Here is a 17,655-nt window from a genome sequence, read left to right as displayed (position 1 = left end):
CGCGGCCACCGCGACGCCGAGCCGGCGCCGCATGCTGACTGGTCGAGAGGTCATCGGAACCGTCCTCAGCTCGTCGGGCAGCCGGCGGGCGGGTCGATGCGGAAGACCGTCATCATGCCGCCGAAGGCTGCTCCGTAGTTGGTGGCCTGCTGGAGCGCGTGACTGTGGGCCACGTGGTAGTACTCGCCGCACTCGTTGTTGACCGTGATGTTCGACGGGAAGGTGCCCTTCTGGCCGAGGTAGGGGCTCTCGCTGAACCACGTGTCGGCCCCGACGAGGAGCTGGTCGGTGATGACCGGGATCTCGGTCGGGATCGGGTTCGTCGTGGGGTCCCAGTGCTCGACGTCGCGCCAGTCCATCAGCGCGTCGACGGTCTGGCCGGGCATGACGTCGATGTCGTACTTGAGGTACGAGAGGTCCTGCGGCGCAGTCGGATCCGTGCCCTGGAGCGCGCGGCCGTCCTTGTTGACGACCCGCTCGTCGCTGCCGTGCGGGTGGAAGGGGTAGTTGACGCGTCCGGCGTTGAGGTAGCGGATGGCGGCCGGCAGCGGGTTGGTCACCGGGTCGTAGGGCCTGATGTGCACGAAGGCCCCATAGGGCTGGTTCGGCAGCCAGGACGCGTTGTTGGCCGCGAGGGTGTCGGGCATCGTGCGGCCGTTGATCATGAAGTAGCGGGCCCGGTAGGCGCCCCAGTCGACGGGCTGGCTGCGCTCCACCGCGAGGTGGACCTCGGGGTCCACCTCGGAGAGAAGGAAGACGTAGTCGTGCTGGGGGCTGTATGCCGAGTCCGCCCGGTCGTTGACCCGGCTAGACCCGTCCGCCGGGCGCACGACGAGCGCGCCGTAGAGGCCCATCTGGTTCTGCTTCACGACGTCGGTGCCGCTCGAGTAGAGATACGTGCCCGGGCTCCCGGCGGTGAAGGTGTAGGTGACGCTGCCGGTGTCGGCGGCGGCCCGCTGCACGAGGGAGGAGAGGGTGCCGTCGGTCGCGAACTCCGGCTGGGCCGGGTTGCCGTTGGCCTTGACGCCCGCCTGGCCCGGGAAGACGATCGACGTCGCCTCGGGCAGCGTGTTGTGCAGGATCACGGTGACCGTGCGCCCGGAGACGACGCACAGCGTCGGGCCCGGCAGCTGGAAGCCACGGGTGCTCATCCCGTAGCTCCACATGTAGACCGAGTTCCCGTCCGGTGTCGACACGTAGCCGGCACGCGCGGTGAGGGAGAAGGTCTGCGTGCTGTTCGACTCACACAGCAGCCCCTCGGACGTGGCCGCGGAGGCCCGCTCGTGGGTCGTGGCCGCGGCCACGGCGAGCGAGAGCAGGACCGCTGCGAGCACCGCGACCATCCGGGCCGCGCGAGGTGTCGTGAGTTTCATCGTCGTCCTCCGTCGGCGGTTCACGTGTTCGGCAGGGTCTGGGGGCCGTACGTACCGGGGGGACCGACGCGGATGACGGTCATCATGCCGCCGTAGCCCGATCCGCCGCCGTTGCCGAGATAGGCGTTGGTCCGGTCGTAGAGCAGGTACTCCCCGGTGCGCTCGGCCCGCACCAGCACGTCGCGGCTCTCCCCGGGGCCGATGTCGACGGTGTTGCTGACGAGGTAGTTCAAGGTGGCGTCGCGACCCTTGAGCAGGGCGGCGTCCTTGGCGATCACCGTCATGTCGAGGTTGTCGAGGGTCATCGCGTGGCGCTGGTATCCGAGGTTGGACATCCGCAGGAGCACCGTCTCGCCGACGTTGCACGTGACGAGGGACGAGATCGGTTGGTACTGAAGGCGCCCCGCCGCGGCAGACAGCGGGTCGCCGTTCGGGGTGACGGTGTCCGGGTAGCCGCGCCCGTTGAGCAACCAGAAGCTCGGGTCGTAGTCGGTCCAGTCGCTGACCTGGATGTGGGCGTCGCGGTAGTGCGCGGCGGACCACAGCTCGGTGAGCATGAAGGCGAACTCCCGGTCGTAGCGGGTGCTGCCGTCGCCGTCGTTGTACGCGTACTTGGTGCCGACCGGGTCGCCGCCCACCGGCGCGCGGTTCTGCTGGGGCCGGACGAAGACCATCCCGGTCATGCCCATCTGCACGTGCTCGACGTCCTCGAAGTGGCAGTGGTACATGTAGGTCCCCGCGTCGTGCGGACGGTAGAAGTAGGACAGGTCCCGTCCGATCGGCACGGCGAGCGACAGCTCGGGCACGCCGTCGAAGAGGGGGATCGCGTTGACGAACCCGTGCCAGTGCAGGGTGTGCCCGTCGAAGAGGTCGGGTCGCTGCAGCAGGCCGAGGTTGGTGAGCGTGATCGTCACCTCGTCGCCCTCGTCGAAGACGAGCATCGGCGCGCTGATCTGCGCCTTGCCGCGTTGCGCGGCCGCCTGCGACGCGCTCATCCCCGTGACGTCCCGGAACCCGAAGACGTAGGTGTCGAAGGGCGCCGGTGCCAGTGAGTCCGGGAAGAAGGGCGGGTCCGCCGGCGACCCGGCGGGCATGCTCACCCAGCCGTCGGTGCCCACGAGGTGCACGCTGCGCGCCTGCCCTCCCGGTGCGACGGCAGCGACCGCCGCCTGCGCCGCCTGAGCCGGGCGGGCCCCCCATGCCGGCCCACCGGCCAGCATTCGCGCACCGAGCAGCGTCCCGGTGACGACCCCTGCGCCGCCGAGAAGGACCGAGCGGCGGTTCACCGGACGGGAGGTGGTGTTGTCATTCATGGTGTGCTCCGCCTGTTCGAGGTCGAGGGCCGGTGCGGTTCTCTCAAGAGGACTCCCGGGGCGCCCGGGGCGCCGGGCGCAGAGCGGCCGACGGGGGGGCGGTGGCGCCCCGGGAGGGTCATGGCGTCAGCTGGTCCGAGCCGGCGTCCCAGCGACGCGGCAGGGTGGCGGACGGCCGGGGTTGCCCGTCGATGTCCACGGGGGGTGCGCTGACGGTCTGGGTGAAGAGGCTTCCCCAGACGACCTGGGTGCTCGCAGCGCCCCGGCCGTATGCCGGCGAGCTGGTGCCCGCCAGGTGGTAGTCACCCTGCAGCGCTGGTGGCAGCAGCGCGGTGACGATCGCGGCCTGCCGGAACGCCGGGTAGGTCCGCGAGGCGAGGACGTTGACGGTGAGGTCGAAGGGGTCGAGCAGGCCCGGGGCGTCGGTGACGGTCGTGTCCGCACCTCCGTCGGTGCCGGTCGTCGTCTGGATGACGGAGCTCACCGGGTGCAGCGTCCCGGCATCCGCCTCGACGCCCATGTCCCAGGTGTAGATGCCGCCGTCCACGCCGTTTGCCATCACGCCGATGCCGTAGACGTAGCCGCCGTTGAACGAGCCCGCCCGGTTGTCCCAGAAGACGTCGTTGAGCAGCGTCGGCTTGCTGAAGGTTGTCGCCGCCAGGGTGGCGGACCCCGGGAACACGGTGGTGTTGCTCAGCCGCGCCTGCAGGGCGTCACTGTTGGGAGCGGTGGACAGGCCAGCCGGGGCCGGTTGTCCGTCGCTCGTGACCGCGGTCGCCGTCGTGAGGTTCTTGGCGATCGTGTTGTTGACGACCTCGACGAAGGCCGCGTCGTCGAGGGCGATGCCGCCGCCCTGGTGCGCCGACACGTTGTTGGCGATCGTGTTGTTCGTGATGGAGATCGTCTCGGGCCGGCTCTTGGCGATGTGCACGCCGCTCGCCATCAGCAGCCGGATCCCGCCACCGTCGTCGCTGGCGAGGTTGGCCACGATGGTGTTGGCGTCGATGGTCGCGTTGCCCGTGCCCTCGCTGAGCGCGGTCGGGCTGGAGGGAAGCTCGCCGGCGAGCATGACGGCGCCTCCCTCGTCGTAGGAGGAGTTGAACCACATGGTGTTGCGGGCGATGGTGCCGCCATTGGAGGCACTGCCGTTGGGGAAGTGCGCCTGGTAGCCGTAGACGGTCAGGGCGCCGCCGTACTCGGCGGAGAAGTTGCCGCAGATGGCGTTGTGGAGGATCCGGTAGCCGTCGCTGCCGGTGAACAGGCCGATCCCGCCGGCGAGGTTCGTCCCCCCGTTGTCCCGGATCTGGTTGTCGGACAGGACAAGACCGTAGTTGTGGGTGTTGCCCTGGTACGGCGTGCCGAGCCGCACGGCGCCGCCGTAGGAGCCGCTGTTGCCGACGATGACGTTGTCGGTCAGCCGGAGTCCGTTGACGTTCGCGTGGACGTAGACGCCCCCGCCCTGCGAGACGAGCGCACCGGTGGCACCGTAGGGCGTCTGCACCGCTCCACCGAGGGTGTTGACGTTGGCCGGGAAGTCCGCCTGGGAGCCTCCCGTGATCGTGAACCCGTCGATCGAGAGCGGGTAGGCGGCGGGCACGGCAGCCCCGGCCGCGGGGTCGTCGAGCACCGTCACCACCGCCGCGTCCGGCACGGCCGCCGGGCCGGAGTGCCGAAGCCTGCCGAGCAGCGCGACCCAGGCGGCGCCCGAGGGCAGGTCGGGGTTGAACCCCGCGCCGTCGAGGATGCTTCCCGGGACCGGGGTGGTCTCGCCGGGGCGGAAGCCTCCGGGGCCGACCCCCTGGATCTTCACCTGGTGGTGGACGATGACGTTCTCGTTGTACTCACCGCGCGGGTTCGCCGCGGTGGGCTGGTTGGGGTAGACGACGACGAGCCAGTAGGGGCGGGCGGACGTCGGAGCAGCTGCCTCGATGGCGGCCTGGACGGTCGCGTAGCGCTTCCCGGGCCCGACCTCGGCCAGCACGGGGTTGACGGCGGTCGTCCCCGCCGTGCTCGAGGTCGTGGCGGCCAGGGCGTGGACCGTCAGCCCGTTGAAGCTGGACCGCTTCGTGGTGGCGTTGGTGATCCGCAGCTGCTGGGGCCCGAGGGCGTTGGCCGGCATGGCGAAGCTGATGAGGCCGGCCGCCCAGGACGTGGTGGTCACGGGCCGCCAGGCCGGCGTCGCGGAGGTCGCCGTCGCGCCGTAGATCTCGAGGGAGCCGCTCGTGCCGAACCCGAAGCCGGAGATCCTGACGGTGCGCGCGGCCGCCGTGCCGGGCCGCACGTAGGGCTTGTCCACCGCGAGCAGCTGCGGATACGTCGGGCCGAGGTCGCACATCGTCGGGTTGGCGGCCGTGGCGCCCGGGGCGAGCACGGTGCTCGCCGCCTGGGTCGGGGCGGTGTCGGTGACCGTGTAGAGGCCGGGCCAGCCCTGGAAGCTCGTGCCGATGGTCCGGAACCTCGGGTTGTAGTCGGGGTTGAGCGCGCCCGGCTGGCCGGGGTCGTTGCCGACGAAGCGGTACATGTTCGGGCAGGGTCCTGCCGGGACAGGGCAGTTGTACGTGCTCGTTGACGGCTCGAGGGCCTCGTAGAAGCCGTTGAAGTCGGTGTGGACGGTGTCGACGAGGCGTCCCGACCAGTCGTAGATCCCCATCGGTGCGTGCGGGATGCCTTGCGCTTCACCGAAGTTGACGCTCCTGGGGTCGAGGGTGAGCCCCAGGTCGTTGATGGTGAGCCCCCAGAAGTGGGTGGGCAACGGCACGGGCGTGAAGAGGTTGAAGTTCGGCGCGACGGCCTGGCCGTCCCGGACGGTGACGAGCTTGGCGTCGCAGAGCGGGCGGTCCTGGCCCTCGAAGGGGCTGCCGCCTCCTGCGAGGAAGGCCGCGTTGGTCACGTGGACCTGGTGGAGGGCACCGCCGCAGGGGGCGATGATCCCGGCCTGCTGCGACGGCGGCTGGGCCGGCGTCGGCGACGGCAGCGGCGGGTCGGGCGGCTCGTTCGCGATGGTCGGGGTGGCCGGCGGGAAGTTCTCCTGGGGCAGGTAGCCGTCGCCGTCGAAGACGTTGACGTCCTCCTCACGGGTCACCTCGTACATCGGCTTCCCGCCGACGGGGTTGGCTGGGATCTCGACGCTGACGACGTAGTCCTGCGGGCGGAGGTCCTGCTCGGAGCCGGCCGGCAGGGCGGCATACAGCTCGAGGCCCTGGGGGTTGTGCGCGGCGTCCGTGGGCGGCCACAGGTTGATCTTCGACGTCGAGAACCCGTAGTTGCCGTTGACGCTCTGCCCGGCGGCACCCGGCGTGGAGTCGGAGGGCCCGGCGGTGAAGCCCATCATCGGTGCCTCGACACACAGCCGGTTGGCGTCCGGGCCGAACTCCGGCAGGGCGAGCTGACTGGTTAGCGGGTCCCCGTTGTAGGCCCGGGCGGTGCACCCGCGGGGGGCGGCCCACTGCTCCGAGGTGTAGGCCGTGTTGACCTCCGGGCCCTTGACGAGCGCGCCGCGCTGGGGGTCCGGGTTGGTGATCGTCGCGGGGGAGGTCGGGTCGGTGGGGTCGTATGCCGGGTTCGGCACCGTGAGCGGCACGATCTCGTGGTTGAGGCGGCACTCGTTGGCCTTGGCCTCCGCGGTCGTCGCGGTGCACGGGGCCGCCACGTAGAGGTGCACGGGCACGTCGGGGATGCCCGGCTGGTAGCTCTCGCTCGCGGCCATGGCCGGGTCGAGCTCGTTGCGGGTCGTGTCGTAGGACACGGTCGCCGCGATCCCGCCGTTCGTGCCGGGGTCGTAGGGCTGCACCCCCCAGTCGACGCGGCCGCGCAGCCCGATGATCGGCAGGATGCTGAGATCGACGAGGCCGCCGAGGTGCGTGGTCTCGGTGGGCTCGTTCGCCGCCTGGTAGGTCACCCCCGTCGTGCGGTAGCGCGTGTTGAACGCCTCGAGGACGACCCACTTGCTGAGTGGGTAGGTCTCGCGGATGTCGTAGACGCCCGCGGAGTTCGTCGTCGCGGTGTTGGTGTACTGGTCCATGAGGGTGTTGTCGCGCTCGCGGACGGACAGGGTGAAGCCCGGGACCGGGAGCTCGCCGGCATCGCGCTTGCCGTTGCCGTTGGAGTCGACGAAGACCGTGCCGGTGACGTGGGTGAACCAGCCGACGAGCATCTTGTTGCCGACGTCGACGACCCCTCCGCCGCTCACCTCGACGTTGAAGCTCCAGAGGATGTAGTCCTGGTCGGCGTCCCACAGCGTCAGCTGGTAGGTGCCGTCGGGCACGTTCTTGACGTCGAAGGACCCGTTGGTCGCTCCACGTCCGACGTAGATCGCCGCGTCGCCGCCACCGAGGTCCGACAGCGCCACCCACGGGGAGCGGATGGGACCGTCCGACTTGGCCCCCGCGAAGCCGGTCTCGGGCACCACCTGGCCGTTCTGCCCGCCGATGTAGGGCAGGCCGGCGATGACGACGCCCTTGATCTCACCCGTGGGCGGGTTGGTGGCCGGGACCGGGATCGCCTTCGTGGCGACGAAGCCGAACTGGACCGCTGGCACCTTCTCGGCCCCCCTGGTCAGCTCGCTGTCGTAGCCGGTGTCGCCCTCCTGGACCCAGATGTCGTGGTCGTGCCCACCCTCGAGGGTCGTGGTCTGCACCCACCCCGTCGTCCCGGCAGGCGGGCTCACGGTCGCGCCGTAGCGGTTCGGCCCGAGGTTGGGGATGACGATCTGGCCGGACGCGTCGCTCCGGCACACGCCGGTGGTCGCGGCGGTGTCGACGATCGGCCGGTTGTTCGTGTCGAAGCGGATCGGGCCCGTGCCGTCGGCGTTCTGGTGCACGTAGGCCGTGCACAGGGCGTTGCCGTAGTAGTCGGTGCTCACGACCCCGAAGACGTCGCTGAGGTTGGCCGTGAACCCGGCCAGCCCTCGTTCCGCCTGGATCTCGTACGTCCCGTCGACGGGGGCGCTGTCGTTGAAGACCTGGATGCGGATGGTCGCGAGCGGCAGCGGCGTCGGGTGCATCATGACGGCCACCGCCGTCGTGACGCCGCTGCTCACGGTGAAGTGGGCCCCGTCGATCTTGAACCCGTCGGCGAGGACGGACACGAGGTACTTGCCGGGGGGGAGGTTGTCCAGCGCCGTGCTCGACGACAGGTCGGCCTGCGTGCCCTGGGCGACGATGGCGGCGTGCCCCGACGTCGTGCGCACCGACGGCCAGGGGCACGTGTCGGCGTAGTTCGGGTCGCTGCTCCCCCCGGGCGCGCGTCCCGGCAGGCACCGGTCGAGAAGCGGCGTGGCCGCGGTGCCGGGGTCGCCCGTGTCGTCGACGTTGATCATCCACCGGTATGCCGTGACCGGGTCGCCCTTGTGGACGAAACCAGGGCCGGTGTTGACGCTCCGGGCGCTGGTGACCGCGAGGGTGATGCTGCCTGGAGCCGCCGCTGCCGCCGGGGCGACGGCGGCCGGACGCCTCGCGGCGAGCGGCACCGCCTGCGCGGCCGTTCCCGCCGGCAGGGCGACGGTGGCGGTGACCACTGCCGCCACGCCGGCGAGCAGGGTCCTTCGGGACAGGCGGTGCGTCATCCAGGTCTTCACGGTGGCTCCCCGGGTCGTCCTCGCAGCCCGTGGAGGCTGCGACGTTGTCGTGACCGTGGCACCCTCGTGGCCGCCAAGAGCCGACGTGACCCGACTCTCAGCCAGAGGTCACCACCTCGTCATGGCGCCGAAGCCCTGCCGGACACCGGTGCGTCATCCGTCGGGACGACCTGCGTCATCTGGCCGTCATCTATCGGGGACGAAACCGGGCGGAACCACCCAGCCGGCAGCCGCGGGTCGCCCACTTCCGCAATTTCCCGGCGGCCGCGGAGGCGACGCCCACATACTCGGGATCTCGGGGAGGGGGTTTCCATGAGCACCGTCATGATCGTCGACGACGAGGAGCGGATCCGTACGCTGCTCTCGCGGTCGCTCTCGTCACAGGGACACCAGGTGGTCTCGATGCCCGACGGCCGGGCCGCGCTGGGCCGGCTGCAGGACGCCGACATCGACCTCGTGCTGCTCGACCTCGTCATGCCCGGCACCAACGGCCTGTCAGTCCTTGCCTCGCTGCGCGAACGGCAGGACCAGACGCCGGTGATCGTCATCTCCGGGGTGACGGACGTCGCCGCCCGGGTGCAGGCCCTCGAGCGCGGCGCCGTCGACGTCGTCGCCAAGCCGTTCTCCCTCGTGGAGCTGCTCGCCCGGGTCCGTCGCCACCTGGGTGCCCAGCGGCCGGCCGCCGAGGAGCGCTTCCTCGTCGCGGGAGGCGTGCGCCTCGACCTCGACCGCCGGAGGGCACGGGCCGGAGGGATCGACGTGACGCTCACCGAGCGCGAGTTCTCCCTCCTCGCACACCTCATGCGGCGACGTGGTGAGGTGTGCCGCCGCGAGGAGCTGCTGCACGACATCTGGGGCCTGGACTTCGACCCGGGCAGCAACGTCGTCGAGGTGTGTGTGCGGCGACTGCGCGGCAAGCTCGGCGCGGACCTGCCCCTCGAGACGGTGCGCCGGGTCGGCTACTGCTTCTACGAGGACTGATGGTCACCGGCACGAGGACCTTCCTGGCCTGGCTTCCCGCGGCAGGCGCCGGGGCGCTGTTCATGTGGCTCATGCCCGGCTCCGAGACGGTGCCCTACCACCTGGCCTGGGGCGCCTTCGCCCTGCTCTACGGCCTCGCCCCGTGGAGGGACCTGCTGACGGTGCTCGGCCTGACCGGGTTCACGGGGGCCACCGGCGCCGTGCTCCTCTCCCGGGCTGCCACGGGGGTCGTGGCCTGGGAGGAGACCGCCGAGATCCCGCTCATGCTCCTGCTGATGCTCCTGCTCGTGTGGCACGTGAAGCGGCGGCAGCGCGCCCTCGCCGCGCTCACGGTCCTCGCCGACCGCGAGCGCGAGGAGGCCCGGGGCCGTGATCTGCTGACGCAGCGCACGTCGCACGAGATGCGGTCCCCGCTGACGATCGCCCGCGGCTACGTGGAGGTGCTGCGGAGCCAGCCCCACGGCCAGGAGGAGGCCGCCGAGCTGGAGATCATCGATGAGGAGCTGGCCCGGCTCACGCGCGTCTGCGAGCGGCTCGTGCGCAGCATCGCGGTGCACGGCGACCCGGAGCCGCGGCTGCTCGACCTCGACTCCCTCCTCGTCCAGACCGTCCAGCGGTGGTCCGGTGTGGCCGACCGGGTCTGGGTCGTCGAGCCCGGGGCCGGCACGGCCACTGGCGTCGAGGAGCGGCTGCGCGCCTTCCTCGACACGCTGGTCGAGAACGCCATCCGCTACACGACGCACGGCGACACGATCCGGGTCTTCGGCACCCGCGACGTGGCGACGGCCACGGTGGCGCTGGGGGTCGCCGACTCGGGTCCGGGGCTCTCCCCGGCCCTCGTCGAGGCGCTCAACGGTGCCCGCGACGTCGCCCGGTCCGTGGCGGCGATGCGCGACGAGCTGTCACAGACCGGCCTCGGCCTCGGCCTGGTCCTCGACATCGCCGCGCGCCGCGGCGGGTGGGTGCGGGCCGAGCGGGCCCCCGAGGGCGGCGCGAAGATCGCGCTCGTGTCCCCCATCGAGCGCGCCGGTGCGGTGGACCCCGTCTCGTCGCCGGCGGTCCCGTCCGTCCGCGCGGGTCGCCGTGTCTGGGCGGGGACGGCCGCGAGCAGTCCGGATGCCCGTGCGCTCATCGCTCGCCACGGCCGCCCCTCCCGCCGCCGCTGACTCGGCCGCGGGACGCGGCTACTTGACGCTGCCGGCGGTGAGCCCGCCGACGAGGTGCTTCTCGATCGCGGCGAAGAGCAGCACGACGGGGACGACGGCGATCACCGACGCGGCGAAGAGCTGGTCCCAGTGCTGCTCGTAGCCGGTGATGTAGGCCCGCATCCCGACGGTCAGCGGCTTCTTCGCGTCGTCGATCATGAGCGTCAGCGCGACGACGTACTCGTTCCACGCGGCGATGAAGGTGAAGATCGTCGCCGTGACGAGGCCCGGCAGGGTGAGCGGGAGCATGACACGCCGCAGCGTCTGCACCCGGCCGGCACCGTCGAGCGCCGCGGCCTCCTCGACCTCGGTGGGGATGGACGAGAAGAAGCCGTGCAGGATCCAGATCGCGAAGGCCAGGTTGAACGCCGCGTTGGTGACGATGAGCGCGGCATACGTGTTGATGAGGTTGAGCTCGAAGAACTCGCGGTAGAGGCCCACGACGAGCGAGGTGGGCGCGAACATCTGGGTCACGAGGACGAGGAGCAGGAAGGCGGTGCGCCCGGGGAACCGGTGCCGGGCCGTCATGAAGGCCGCCGGGATGGCCACGAGGATGACGATGACCGTCGAACCGGTGGCGACGAGCAGCGACGTCTTGAGCCACGCGAGGAAGCGGTCGTCGCCGAGCACCTGGGCGTAGGTGTCCCACTGCCACACGCGCGGCAGGATCGAGGTCGGCGTCGTCTTCACGTCGGTGCTCGTGCGCAGCGAGTCGAGCACCATCACCAGGTAGGGCGCGAGGAACAGGAGCGCGACGAGCGCGCCACCGACCGCCATGGGCACGCGGCGGTCCCGTCGTCGGCGCGGCGCCGGCCGGTATGCCGGTGTGCTCGGTGGGGCGCTGGTGGTGGCGGTCATCGGGTCGCCTCCTCGCGCCAGTTGATGATCCGGAGGTAGATCGCCACGACGACGAGGATGAGCACGACGTTGAAGACGCCGGCCGCGGCGGACATCCCGACGTCCTTCTCCTGGCTCTTGAAGGCCAGCTTGTACATGAACGTGATCGTCGTGTCGTGCAGGTATCCCGGGTTGCGGTCGTTGAGGGTGTAGATGATGGGGAAGCTGTTGAAGACGTAGATCACGTTGAGGACCGTGGCCACCATGAGCGCGGGCCGCAGGAGCGGCAGCGTGATGTGCCGGTAGCGCTGCCACGGCGACGCGCCGTCGACGGTCGCGGCCTCCATGACGTCGGTGGGCAGAGCGCCCAGCCCGGCGATGAAGACGAAGATCGTGAAGGGCAGCGAGACGAAGACGCCGACGACGACCATCGAGAACATCGTCCAGCTGTCGTTGCCGAGGAAGTCGATCGGCTGGCTCAGCACCCCCAGCCGCAGCAGCACGTGGTTGAGCACGCCGTAGTTGTAGTCGTAGAGCAGGACGAACAGCTGGCTGGTGATGATGAGCGAGGCGGCCCAGGGCACGATGACGGCCCAGCGGACGAACCGCCGTCCGGGGAACTGCTTCACCAGGAACTGGGCGAGGGCGAGGCTGAGCAGGATCGTCACCGCGACGACGGCGACGACCCAGACGACCGTGTTGGTCAGGACCTGGCGCAGGTCGGGGTGGTCGAGGACCTTGGTGTAGTTGTCCCAGCCCGCATCGCCCCGGCGCAGCCCGGTGATGGAGAACGCCCCGCGGGAGGCGTCGAAGAGCTTGACCGCCGGATAGAGGACGACCCCGACGATGAGGGCGAGGGCCGGGGCGAGCCAGAGCAGCGCCACGGCCGGTCGGACCCGCCCGACCTGCCCCGCGCGGGGCCGGCGTCGCCGGGGTCGGCCGCCGGTCCCGGCGAGAGGTGCCGGGGCCGGCGTCGACATCGCGTCCTGCACCGGTCAGCCGCCGGCTTCGGCCGTCTGCTGCAGCTTGTCGAGCACCGCCTTGGGGTCACCGGTCATGGCGCTGCCGAGGTTCTGCTGCACCGCCAGCTTGATCTTGTCCCACGTCGGGTCGTCGGTCGGCGTCAGCTGGGCGTTGGGCAGGGTCTCGAGGTAGACCTTGAGCTTCTGGTCGCCCTTGAACTTCTCGAGGCCGGTCTTCGTGACGGGCAGGAAGCCCTCGTTCTTGATGAAGGTGTTGACCTGGTCCGGCTGGTAGTAGAGGTCGTAGAAGGCCTTGACCGCCTTGTCGTTCCCGGGCTTCTTGAACGCCATGAGGTAGTCGGTGACACCGAAGGTCTTGCTCGCGCCACCGGTGTTGGACGGGAACGCCGCGACCCCGTAGTCGACCTTCTTGTCCGCGTCGAGGGCCGCGGCGAGGGGGCTGAACCCGACGACCATGCCTGCCTTGCCGGACTTGAACAGGTCGAAGGCGTCGGCCCGGTTGGTGCGGGCGGGGTTGTTCTGCGTGACCTTGTCGTCGGTGAGCTTCTTGAGGAAGGTCAGCGTCTCGACGTTCTTGTCCGAGTTGATCACCCACTTGCCGCCCTCCTTCCACTGGCCGCCGTTGTTGAACAGCCACATGGAGAACTCGCCCTGGGCCTCCTCCGGGCCGAGCGGTAGCGCGTAGCCGGCCGTTCCGCCGCCGAGAGCACTGATCTTCTTCGCGTCCTCGGCCAGCTCGGCCCACGTCTTCGGGGGCTCGTTGATGCCCGCCTGCTTGAACAGCGTCTTGTTGTAGAACAGGGCCCGGGCGGAGGACAGGTCGGGGAAGCCGTAGAACTTGCCGTTGTAGGTGCCGTACTTGACGAACGTGTCGAGGACGTCGGACTTGACCGTCTCGGGCAGCACCTCGTCGGCGCTGTAGAGCAGCCCGTCCTTGGCATAGCTCGCGTAGGCGTTGAGGTTGAGGATGTCCGGGGGCTGGTTGTTCTGGATCATCGTCGAGGACTGCTGGTCGATGTTGTCCCAGCTGACGACCTGCACCTCGAGGGTGTAGCCGGTCTTGTCCTTGTACGTCTTGGCGAACGCGTCCCAGAAGGCCTTCGTGTTCGTCTTCGAGTACTCGGCGGCGACGAGCTTGATCGACTTGGCCTCCCCGGCGGCCCCGCCCTGGGTCCCCGCGGCCCCCGGCGCCGTGCCCGCCCCGGTGCCGCCACCACAGGCGCCGAGGGCGAGGGCAGTGATCGCCGCGCCGGCGAGGGCGACGGATGTCCTTGCTGACCTCATGTCTCTCCTTGGATCGGTACCGCGGGGCCTTCGAGGGCACGTCGTCGTGGCCACGCCCGCCGCGGTGACGCCCAAACTAGAGCGGGCAGCCGCCCGTCCGCAAGCGCAATGATGAGCAGAGTTTCGTCAATCCGGTCACAATCACGCACCGATACCGCTCGGCAGCGGCCTCCTGGCCACTCACACGACGTGCACCCGCACGCCGGCGGCACGCAGGGCTGCGATCTCGTCGGCATCTGCGCCGTGGGTCGTGACGAGGTCGTCGAGGCGGGACGCCGGGCTGATCGAGGCGAACGTGCGCACCCCGATCTTGTCGCCGGTGGCGACGCAGATGACGCTCTTCGACCGCTCGATCATCGCTCGGATGATGGCCGCCTCGTCCTCGTGCCGGCACGTCGCGCCCTCCCGCGCCGTCAACCCGTTGACGCCGACGATGGCGACGTCGAGCCACAGCTGCTGCAGCACGAGGATGGCCAGCGGCCCGGTCACCTCGTAGGACTCCGGGCGCGCGACGCCACCGAGGGACACGCACTGCACGTGCGGTCGCAGGACCGCCTCCGTGGCGATGTTGAGGGCGTTGGTGACGATGGTGGTCTCCCCGCCCTCGGCGAGATCCTCCCGGGACGCGAGGGCGCGCGCCGTCGCGGTCGTCGTCGTGCCGCCGTTGAGCCCGACGACCTGGCCGGGCTGCACGAGCGCGGCGGCCGCCGCCGCCACCCGCGTGCGCGCGTCGTCGCGTTGGGTGCTGCGGTAGCGGTAGGGCAGCTCGTAGGCGACCGAGGTGGCGACGACGCCTCCGTGGTTGCGGGTCGCGAGCTGGCGCCGCACGAGCTCGGCGAAGTCCCGCCGGATCGTCGCCTCGGACACGCCGAGCAGCTCGGCCGCCTCACCGACGCCGAGACGCCCCGTGGTCGCCAGGCGATCCAGCATCGCCGACCACCGACCGGCGCGGCTGGGGGCCGCCTCGCCCGCCGCGTCGGCACGCATCGAGGCCCCGCTGGAGTCACCGCTGGAGTCACCGCTGGAGTCACGGATCGAGTCACGGATCGAGTCACGGACGGAGTCGGACACGACGCGACCATACCGCGCCGCGGGGGCGGTGGACATGCCTGACTGTGCTCGCTTAGGGTGTGAACCGCGCACAGACACTCACCTCGACCACCATCGGAGCCGGGCATGCCGCAGCCGAGCCACCTCGCGACCGAGGTCGCGACCCAACCCGACGACTGGGCCCGCGCTCTGGAGCGCCTGCCGCGGCTCGCCGCGGTGCTGCCACAGCCCGGCGAGCGGGTCGCGACGATCGGCTGCGGCACGTCGTGGTTCATGGGTCAGGCGTATGCCGCCGCGCGCGAGTCACGCGGTCAGGGCGTGACCGACGCGTATGCCGCGAGCGAGCACCGTCTCGCGCGCGGATATGACCGCGTCGTCGTCATCAGCCGCTCCGGGACGACGACCGAGGTGATGGCGGTCATCGACGCGCTTCGTCAGGCCGGGACCCCCCACGTCAGCATCGTCGCCACGGCTGGGACGCCGGTGGCCGAACGCTCGGCGACGACGGTGCTGCTCGACGACGTCGACGAGCAGTCGGTCGTGCAGACCCGGTTCGCCACGACCACCCTGGCCCTGCTGCGCGCCTCGCTGGGCGAGGACCTGGGCGCCGCGATCGACCAGGCGCGGGCCGTGCTCGCGGAGGAGCTCGACTCAGCGGTGGGCGCCTTGCGGGACGTGGAGCAGGTCACGTTCCTCGGCCGGGACTGGACGGTGGGCATCGCCTACGAGGCGGCCCTGAAGCTTCGGGAGTCGTGCCAGTTCTGGGCCGAGGCCTACCCCGCCATGGAGTACCGCCACGGCCCCATCAGCATCGCGGCGCCGGGTCGGGCGACGTGGGCCCTCGGCGACGTGCCGGACGGGTTGGCCGAAGAGGTCACGTCCACGGGTGCGCACTTCGAGCACCGTGACGTCGACGCGCTGGCCGACCTCGTGCGCCTGCACCGCTTCTGCCTCTACCGGGCCGAGCGGGCGGGGCTCGATCCCGACCGCCCGCGCTCGCTGACCCGCAGCATCGTGCTGTCCTGACCCGGGGAGGCCCCCCACGGGGACGAGCGCCACGCACGGCACGCCCATCGCGGCGAGGACGCCGGCCGCGTTGATCCCCTTGCCGCCGGCGCGCTCGAGGACCTGGTCGACGCGGTGGGAGGTCCCAGGCGTCAGGCTGGGCACGGCATACGTGAGGTCGAGAGCCGGGTTGGGCGTGACCGTGACGATCATGCCCCGACCCGGTCGAGCGCGAGCAGTGCGGCGCCGAGCGAGCCGGCGCGGTCGCCGAGGGCGGCGGCGGTGACCTCGACGTCGTGCGCCGGGCCCAGCCGGGCCGCCAACGCGGTCCGCAGGGGTCGCAGCAGGGTGTCCCCCGCCTGCACGAGCCCGCCGCCGACGACGACGAGCCTCGTGCCGGCGGCCGCGACGACGGGGGCCACGACGCAGGCGAGGGCCTCGACCGCCTCCGACCAGATCCGGCGGGCCAGCGGGTTGCCCGCGTCGGCCCGACCCGCGACGTCCTCGGCATCGCCGGTCACCCCCGACAGCTCGGTCCACCGCCGGCCGATCGCGGCGGCGCTCGCGACCGCCTCCAGGCACCCGCGGCGCCCGCAGCCGCACGGCGGTCCGTCCGGCACGACCGTGACGTGGCCGATCTCGCCGGCCCACGGTGACCCGGCGAGCACCCGGCCGCCGCTCAGCAGGGCGCCGGCGATGCCGGTGCCGATGGGGACGAACAGCGCGTCGGTCTCGCCGCGGGCCGCGCCCAGCCGGTGCTCCGCGAGGAGCCCGGCCCGCACGTCGTGCCCGACGGCGACCGGGAGGTCGACGTGCGTCGCGACCGCCGCATGCAGGTCGAGATCCCGCCAGCCGAGGTTGACCGACCACACGCCCACCCCGTGCACGTCGTCGACGAGGCCGGGCACGACGACGCCGACGGCGCGGACGGCCGGTGTCCCGCCCTCGGCCAGCCCGGCAGGCGACGCGGCGAGCTCCGCCACGGTCTCGGCGGCGAGGACCCCGAGGCGCGAGCCGATGTCCGGCGGCGTCGCTCGCACCACGTGCGCCAGCACGACCCCGCTGTCCGTGACGAGAGCGGCCTTGGTCCGCGTCCCGCCGACGTCGATCCCGACCACCACCGTGCGCGTCACGTCCGGCAGTCTATGCGCAAGCCTGCGCGAAACCTCGACACTTCGCGCAGGATCGCGCGCGTCAGAGGTGCACCCCCGGCGCTCCCACCCGGCGCTCTCGGGGGCCCGCCGACCACGCCGCATCCCCGCGCGTGCGGGCTGCCGCCCCCGCTCAGGACGCCAGGCGCCACGCGAGCAGGCCGAAGAGCACCCCGAGCGAGTTGGTCGCCCAGTGCATCCCCATGCTCGCGAGGAGGCTCCCGCTGCGCCGGCGCAGCTCGCCGGCGACCACGCCGCCCAGGGCCGTGAAGACCACCGTGCCGCCGACGACGGCATACCGGGCGAAGGGGCCGAGGCCCGCGACGGCGGCGCCGATCGCCTGGTTGCCGGCGGCGGTCGCCATGGCGGGCAGGACGTGCCACAGGCCGAAGAGGGCTGACGAGGCGAGGAGCACCTGCCACATCCGGGCGTGCCGGGACAACAGCCCCCAGAGCACCGACCGGAAGGCCACCTCCTCGAGGAGGATCGTGCCGACCGGGATGATGACGAAGGCCGACATCAGCGCGCCGGCCGGGGGAAGGTGGTAGCGCGCGTCGAGGAAGGCCGTGCGGGTCTGCGGCAGCAGGATGCCGGCCAGGTAGCCGAGGGCGACCACGCCGATGACCGCGCCGGCCCACCTCAGGCCGCGGACGTGCGTGTGCCGGGCGAGGCCCAGCTGCGCCCACGTGAGTCCAGCGGCCCGGGCGTAGGCGAGCAGCGCGAGGGCTCCTGCCGGGCCGAGCCACAGGCTGTTCCACGCGAGGACGTGGTCGGCGACGTTGAGCCCGACGAGCGCGAGGACCACGCCGATCGTCGCCACCCGTGCGGGATGGCGCCGGTCCCCAGCTGTCTGCACCGCGCTACTCACGACTCCAGTGTCCCATGGGTGCACGGACCA

General features: G+C 71.4%; 12 protein-coding genes. 3 read left to right on the top strand and 9 right to left on the bottom strand.

The annotated features are described in order from the left end of the window. Nucleotides 1-65: 65 nt before the first annotated feature. The 3 genes from VFJ94_RS01760 to VFJ94_RS01750 form a co-directional block, all read right to left on the bottom strand. Nucleotides 66-1,373 carry a multicopper oxidase domain-containing protein gene (locus VFJ94_RS01760; RefSeq protein WP_325002448.1) on the bottom strand — a complete coding sequence of 436 codons (1,308 nt, stop codon included), beginning with the start codon at nucleotides 1,371-1,373 and terminating at the stop codon, nucleotides 66-68. Nucleotides 1,374-1,393: 20 nt separating this feature from the next. Further along, nucleotides 1,394-2,686: a multicopper oxidase domain-containing protein gene (locus VFJ94_RS01755; RefSeq protein WP_325002447.1), complete on the bottom strand. Its 1,293-nt coding sequence runs from the start codon at nucleotides 2,684-2,686 to the stop codon at nucleotides 1,394-1,396. A gap of 118 nt (nucleotides 2,687-2,804) precedes the next feature. Further along, nucleotides 2,805-8,261, bottom strand: a complete 5,457-nt coding sequence (locus VFJ94_RS01750) for a hypothetical protein (RefSeq protein ID WP_325002446.1) — start codon at nucleotides 8,259-8,261, stop codon at nucleotides 2,805-2,807. 312 nt (nucleotides 8,262-8,573) lie between these two features. Here VFJ94_RS01750 and VFJ94_RS01745 point away from each other — a divergent pair, with 312 nt between their 5' ends. After that, nucleotides 8,574-9,242 (top strand): response regulator transcription factor, encoded by a 669-nt coding sequence (locus VFJ94_RS01745; RefSeq protein WP_325002445.1) that lies wholly within the window; start codon nucleotides 8,574-8,576, stop codon nucleotides 9,240-9,242. After that, a complete protein-coding gene (locus VFJ94_RS01740; protein WP_325002444.1) occupies nucleotides 9,242-10,408 on the top strand; it encodes a HAMP domain-containing sensor histidine kinase in 1,167 nt (388 codons plus the stop codon). Before VFJ94_RS01745 ends, VFJ94_RS01740 begins: the two co-directional genes overlap by 1 nt. An 18-nt stretch (nucleotides 10,409-10,426) precedes the next feature. On the opposite strand, the gene VFJ94_RS01735 is transcribed toward VFJ94_RS01740, so the two are convergent. The 4 genes from VFJ94_RS01735 to VFJ94_RS01720 all read right to left on the bottom strand — a co-directional run bounded on the left by VFJ94_RS01735 (nucleotide 10,427) and on the right by VFJ94_RS01720 (nucleotide 14,622). Then, nucleotides 10,427-11,305, bottom strand: coding sequence for a carbohydrate ABC transporter permease (locus VFJ94_RS01735; protein ID WP_325002443.1), 879 nt, complete (start codon nucleotides 11,303-11,305; stop codon nucleotides 10,427-10,429). Further along, complete coding sequence (locus VFJ94_RS01730) at nucleotides 11,302-12,168, bottom strand: sugar ABC transporter permease (protein WP_325002442.1); 867 nt, start codon at nucleotides 12,166-12,168, stop codon at nucleotides 11,302-11,304. Before VFJ94_RS01730 ends, VFJ94_RS01735 begins: the two co-directional genes overlap by 4 nt. Nucleotides 12,169-12,279: 111 nt before the next feature. After that, entirely contained in the window at nucleotides 12,280-13,551 is a 1,272-nt protein-coding gene (locus tag VFJ94_RS01725) for an extracellular solute-binding protein (protein WP_325002441.1), read from the bottom strand. Between the two features lie 180 nt (nucleotides 13,552-13,731). Next, a complete protein-coding gene (locus tag VFJ94_RS01720) occupies nucleotides 13,732-14,622 on the bottom strand; it encodes a DeoR/GlpR family DNA-binding transcription regulator (protein WP_325002440.1) in 891 nt (296 codons plus the stop codon). A gap of 105 nt (nucleotides 14,623-14,727) precedes the next feature. On the opposite strand from VFJ94_RS01720, the gene VFJ94_RS01715 reads away from it, so the two are divergent. Beyond that, entirely contained in the window at nucleotides 14,728-15,627 is a 900-nt protein-coding gene (locus VFJ94_RS01715; RefSeq protein ID WP_325002439.1) for an SIS domain-containing protein, read from the top strand. 188 nt (nucleotides 15,628-15,815) lie between these two features. Here the strand turns inward: VFJ94_RS01715 and VFJ94_RS01710 are convergent, their stop codons facing one another. Together VFJ94_RS01710 and VFJ94_RS01705 are read right to left on the bottom strand one after the other, a co-directional pair. Further along, nucleotides 15,816-16,739: an ROK family protein gene (locus VFJ94_RS01710; protein ID WP_325002438.1), complete on the bottom strand. Its 924-nt coding sequence runs from the start codon at nucleotides 16,737-16,739 to the stop codon at nucleotides 15,816-15,818. A 151-nt stretch (nucleotides 16,740-16,890) separates the two neighbouring features. Further along, a complete protein-coding gene (locus VFJ94_RS01705) occupies nucleotides 16,891-17,625 on the bottom strand; it encodes a CPBP family intramembrane glutamic endopeptidase (protein ID WP_325002437.1) in 735 nt (244 codons plus the stop codon). Between the last annotated feature and the right edge of the window lie 30 nt (nucleotides 17,626-17,655).

Source organism: Intrasporangium sp. (genome assembly GCF_035688975.1).
Lineage (GTDB): Bacteria > Actinomycetota > Actinomycetes > Actinomycetales > Dermatophilaceae > CALMNV01.
The sequence above is the reverse complement of the archived record's forward strand: the minus strand, read 5'-3'. Positions and strand labels throughout refer to the sequence as shown.

Coding starts and splice junctions, on each gene's coding strand:
- VFJ94_RS01760 (WP_325002448.1), bottom strand. CDS start 1,373: ATGAAACTCACGACACCTCGCGCGGCCCGGATGGTCGCGGTGCTCGCA.
- VFJ94_RS01755 (WP_325002447.1), bottom strand. CDS start 2,686: ATGAATGACAACACCACCTCCCGTCCGGTGAACCGCCGCTCGGTCCTT.
- VFJ94_RS01745 (WP_325002445.1), top strand. CDS start 8,574: ATGAGCACCGTCATGATCGTCGACGACGAGGAGCGGATCCGTACGCTG.
- VFJ94_RS01740 (WP_325002444.1), top strand. CDS start 9,242: ATGGTCACCGGCACGAGGACCTTCCTGGCCTGGCTTCCCGCGGCAGGC.
- VFJ94_RS01735 (WP_325002443.1), bottom strand. CDS start 11,305: ATGACCGCCACCACCAGCGCCCCACCGAGCACACCGGCATACCGGCCG.
- VFJ94_RS01725 (WP_325002441.1), bottom strand. CDS start 13,551: ATGAGGTCAGCAAGGACATCCGTCGCCCTCGCCGGCGCGGCGATCACT.
- VFJ94_RS01715 (WP_325002439.1), top strand. CDS start 14,728: ATGCCGCAGCCGAGCCACCTCGCGACCGAGGTCGCGACCCAACCCGAC.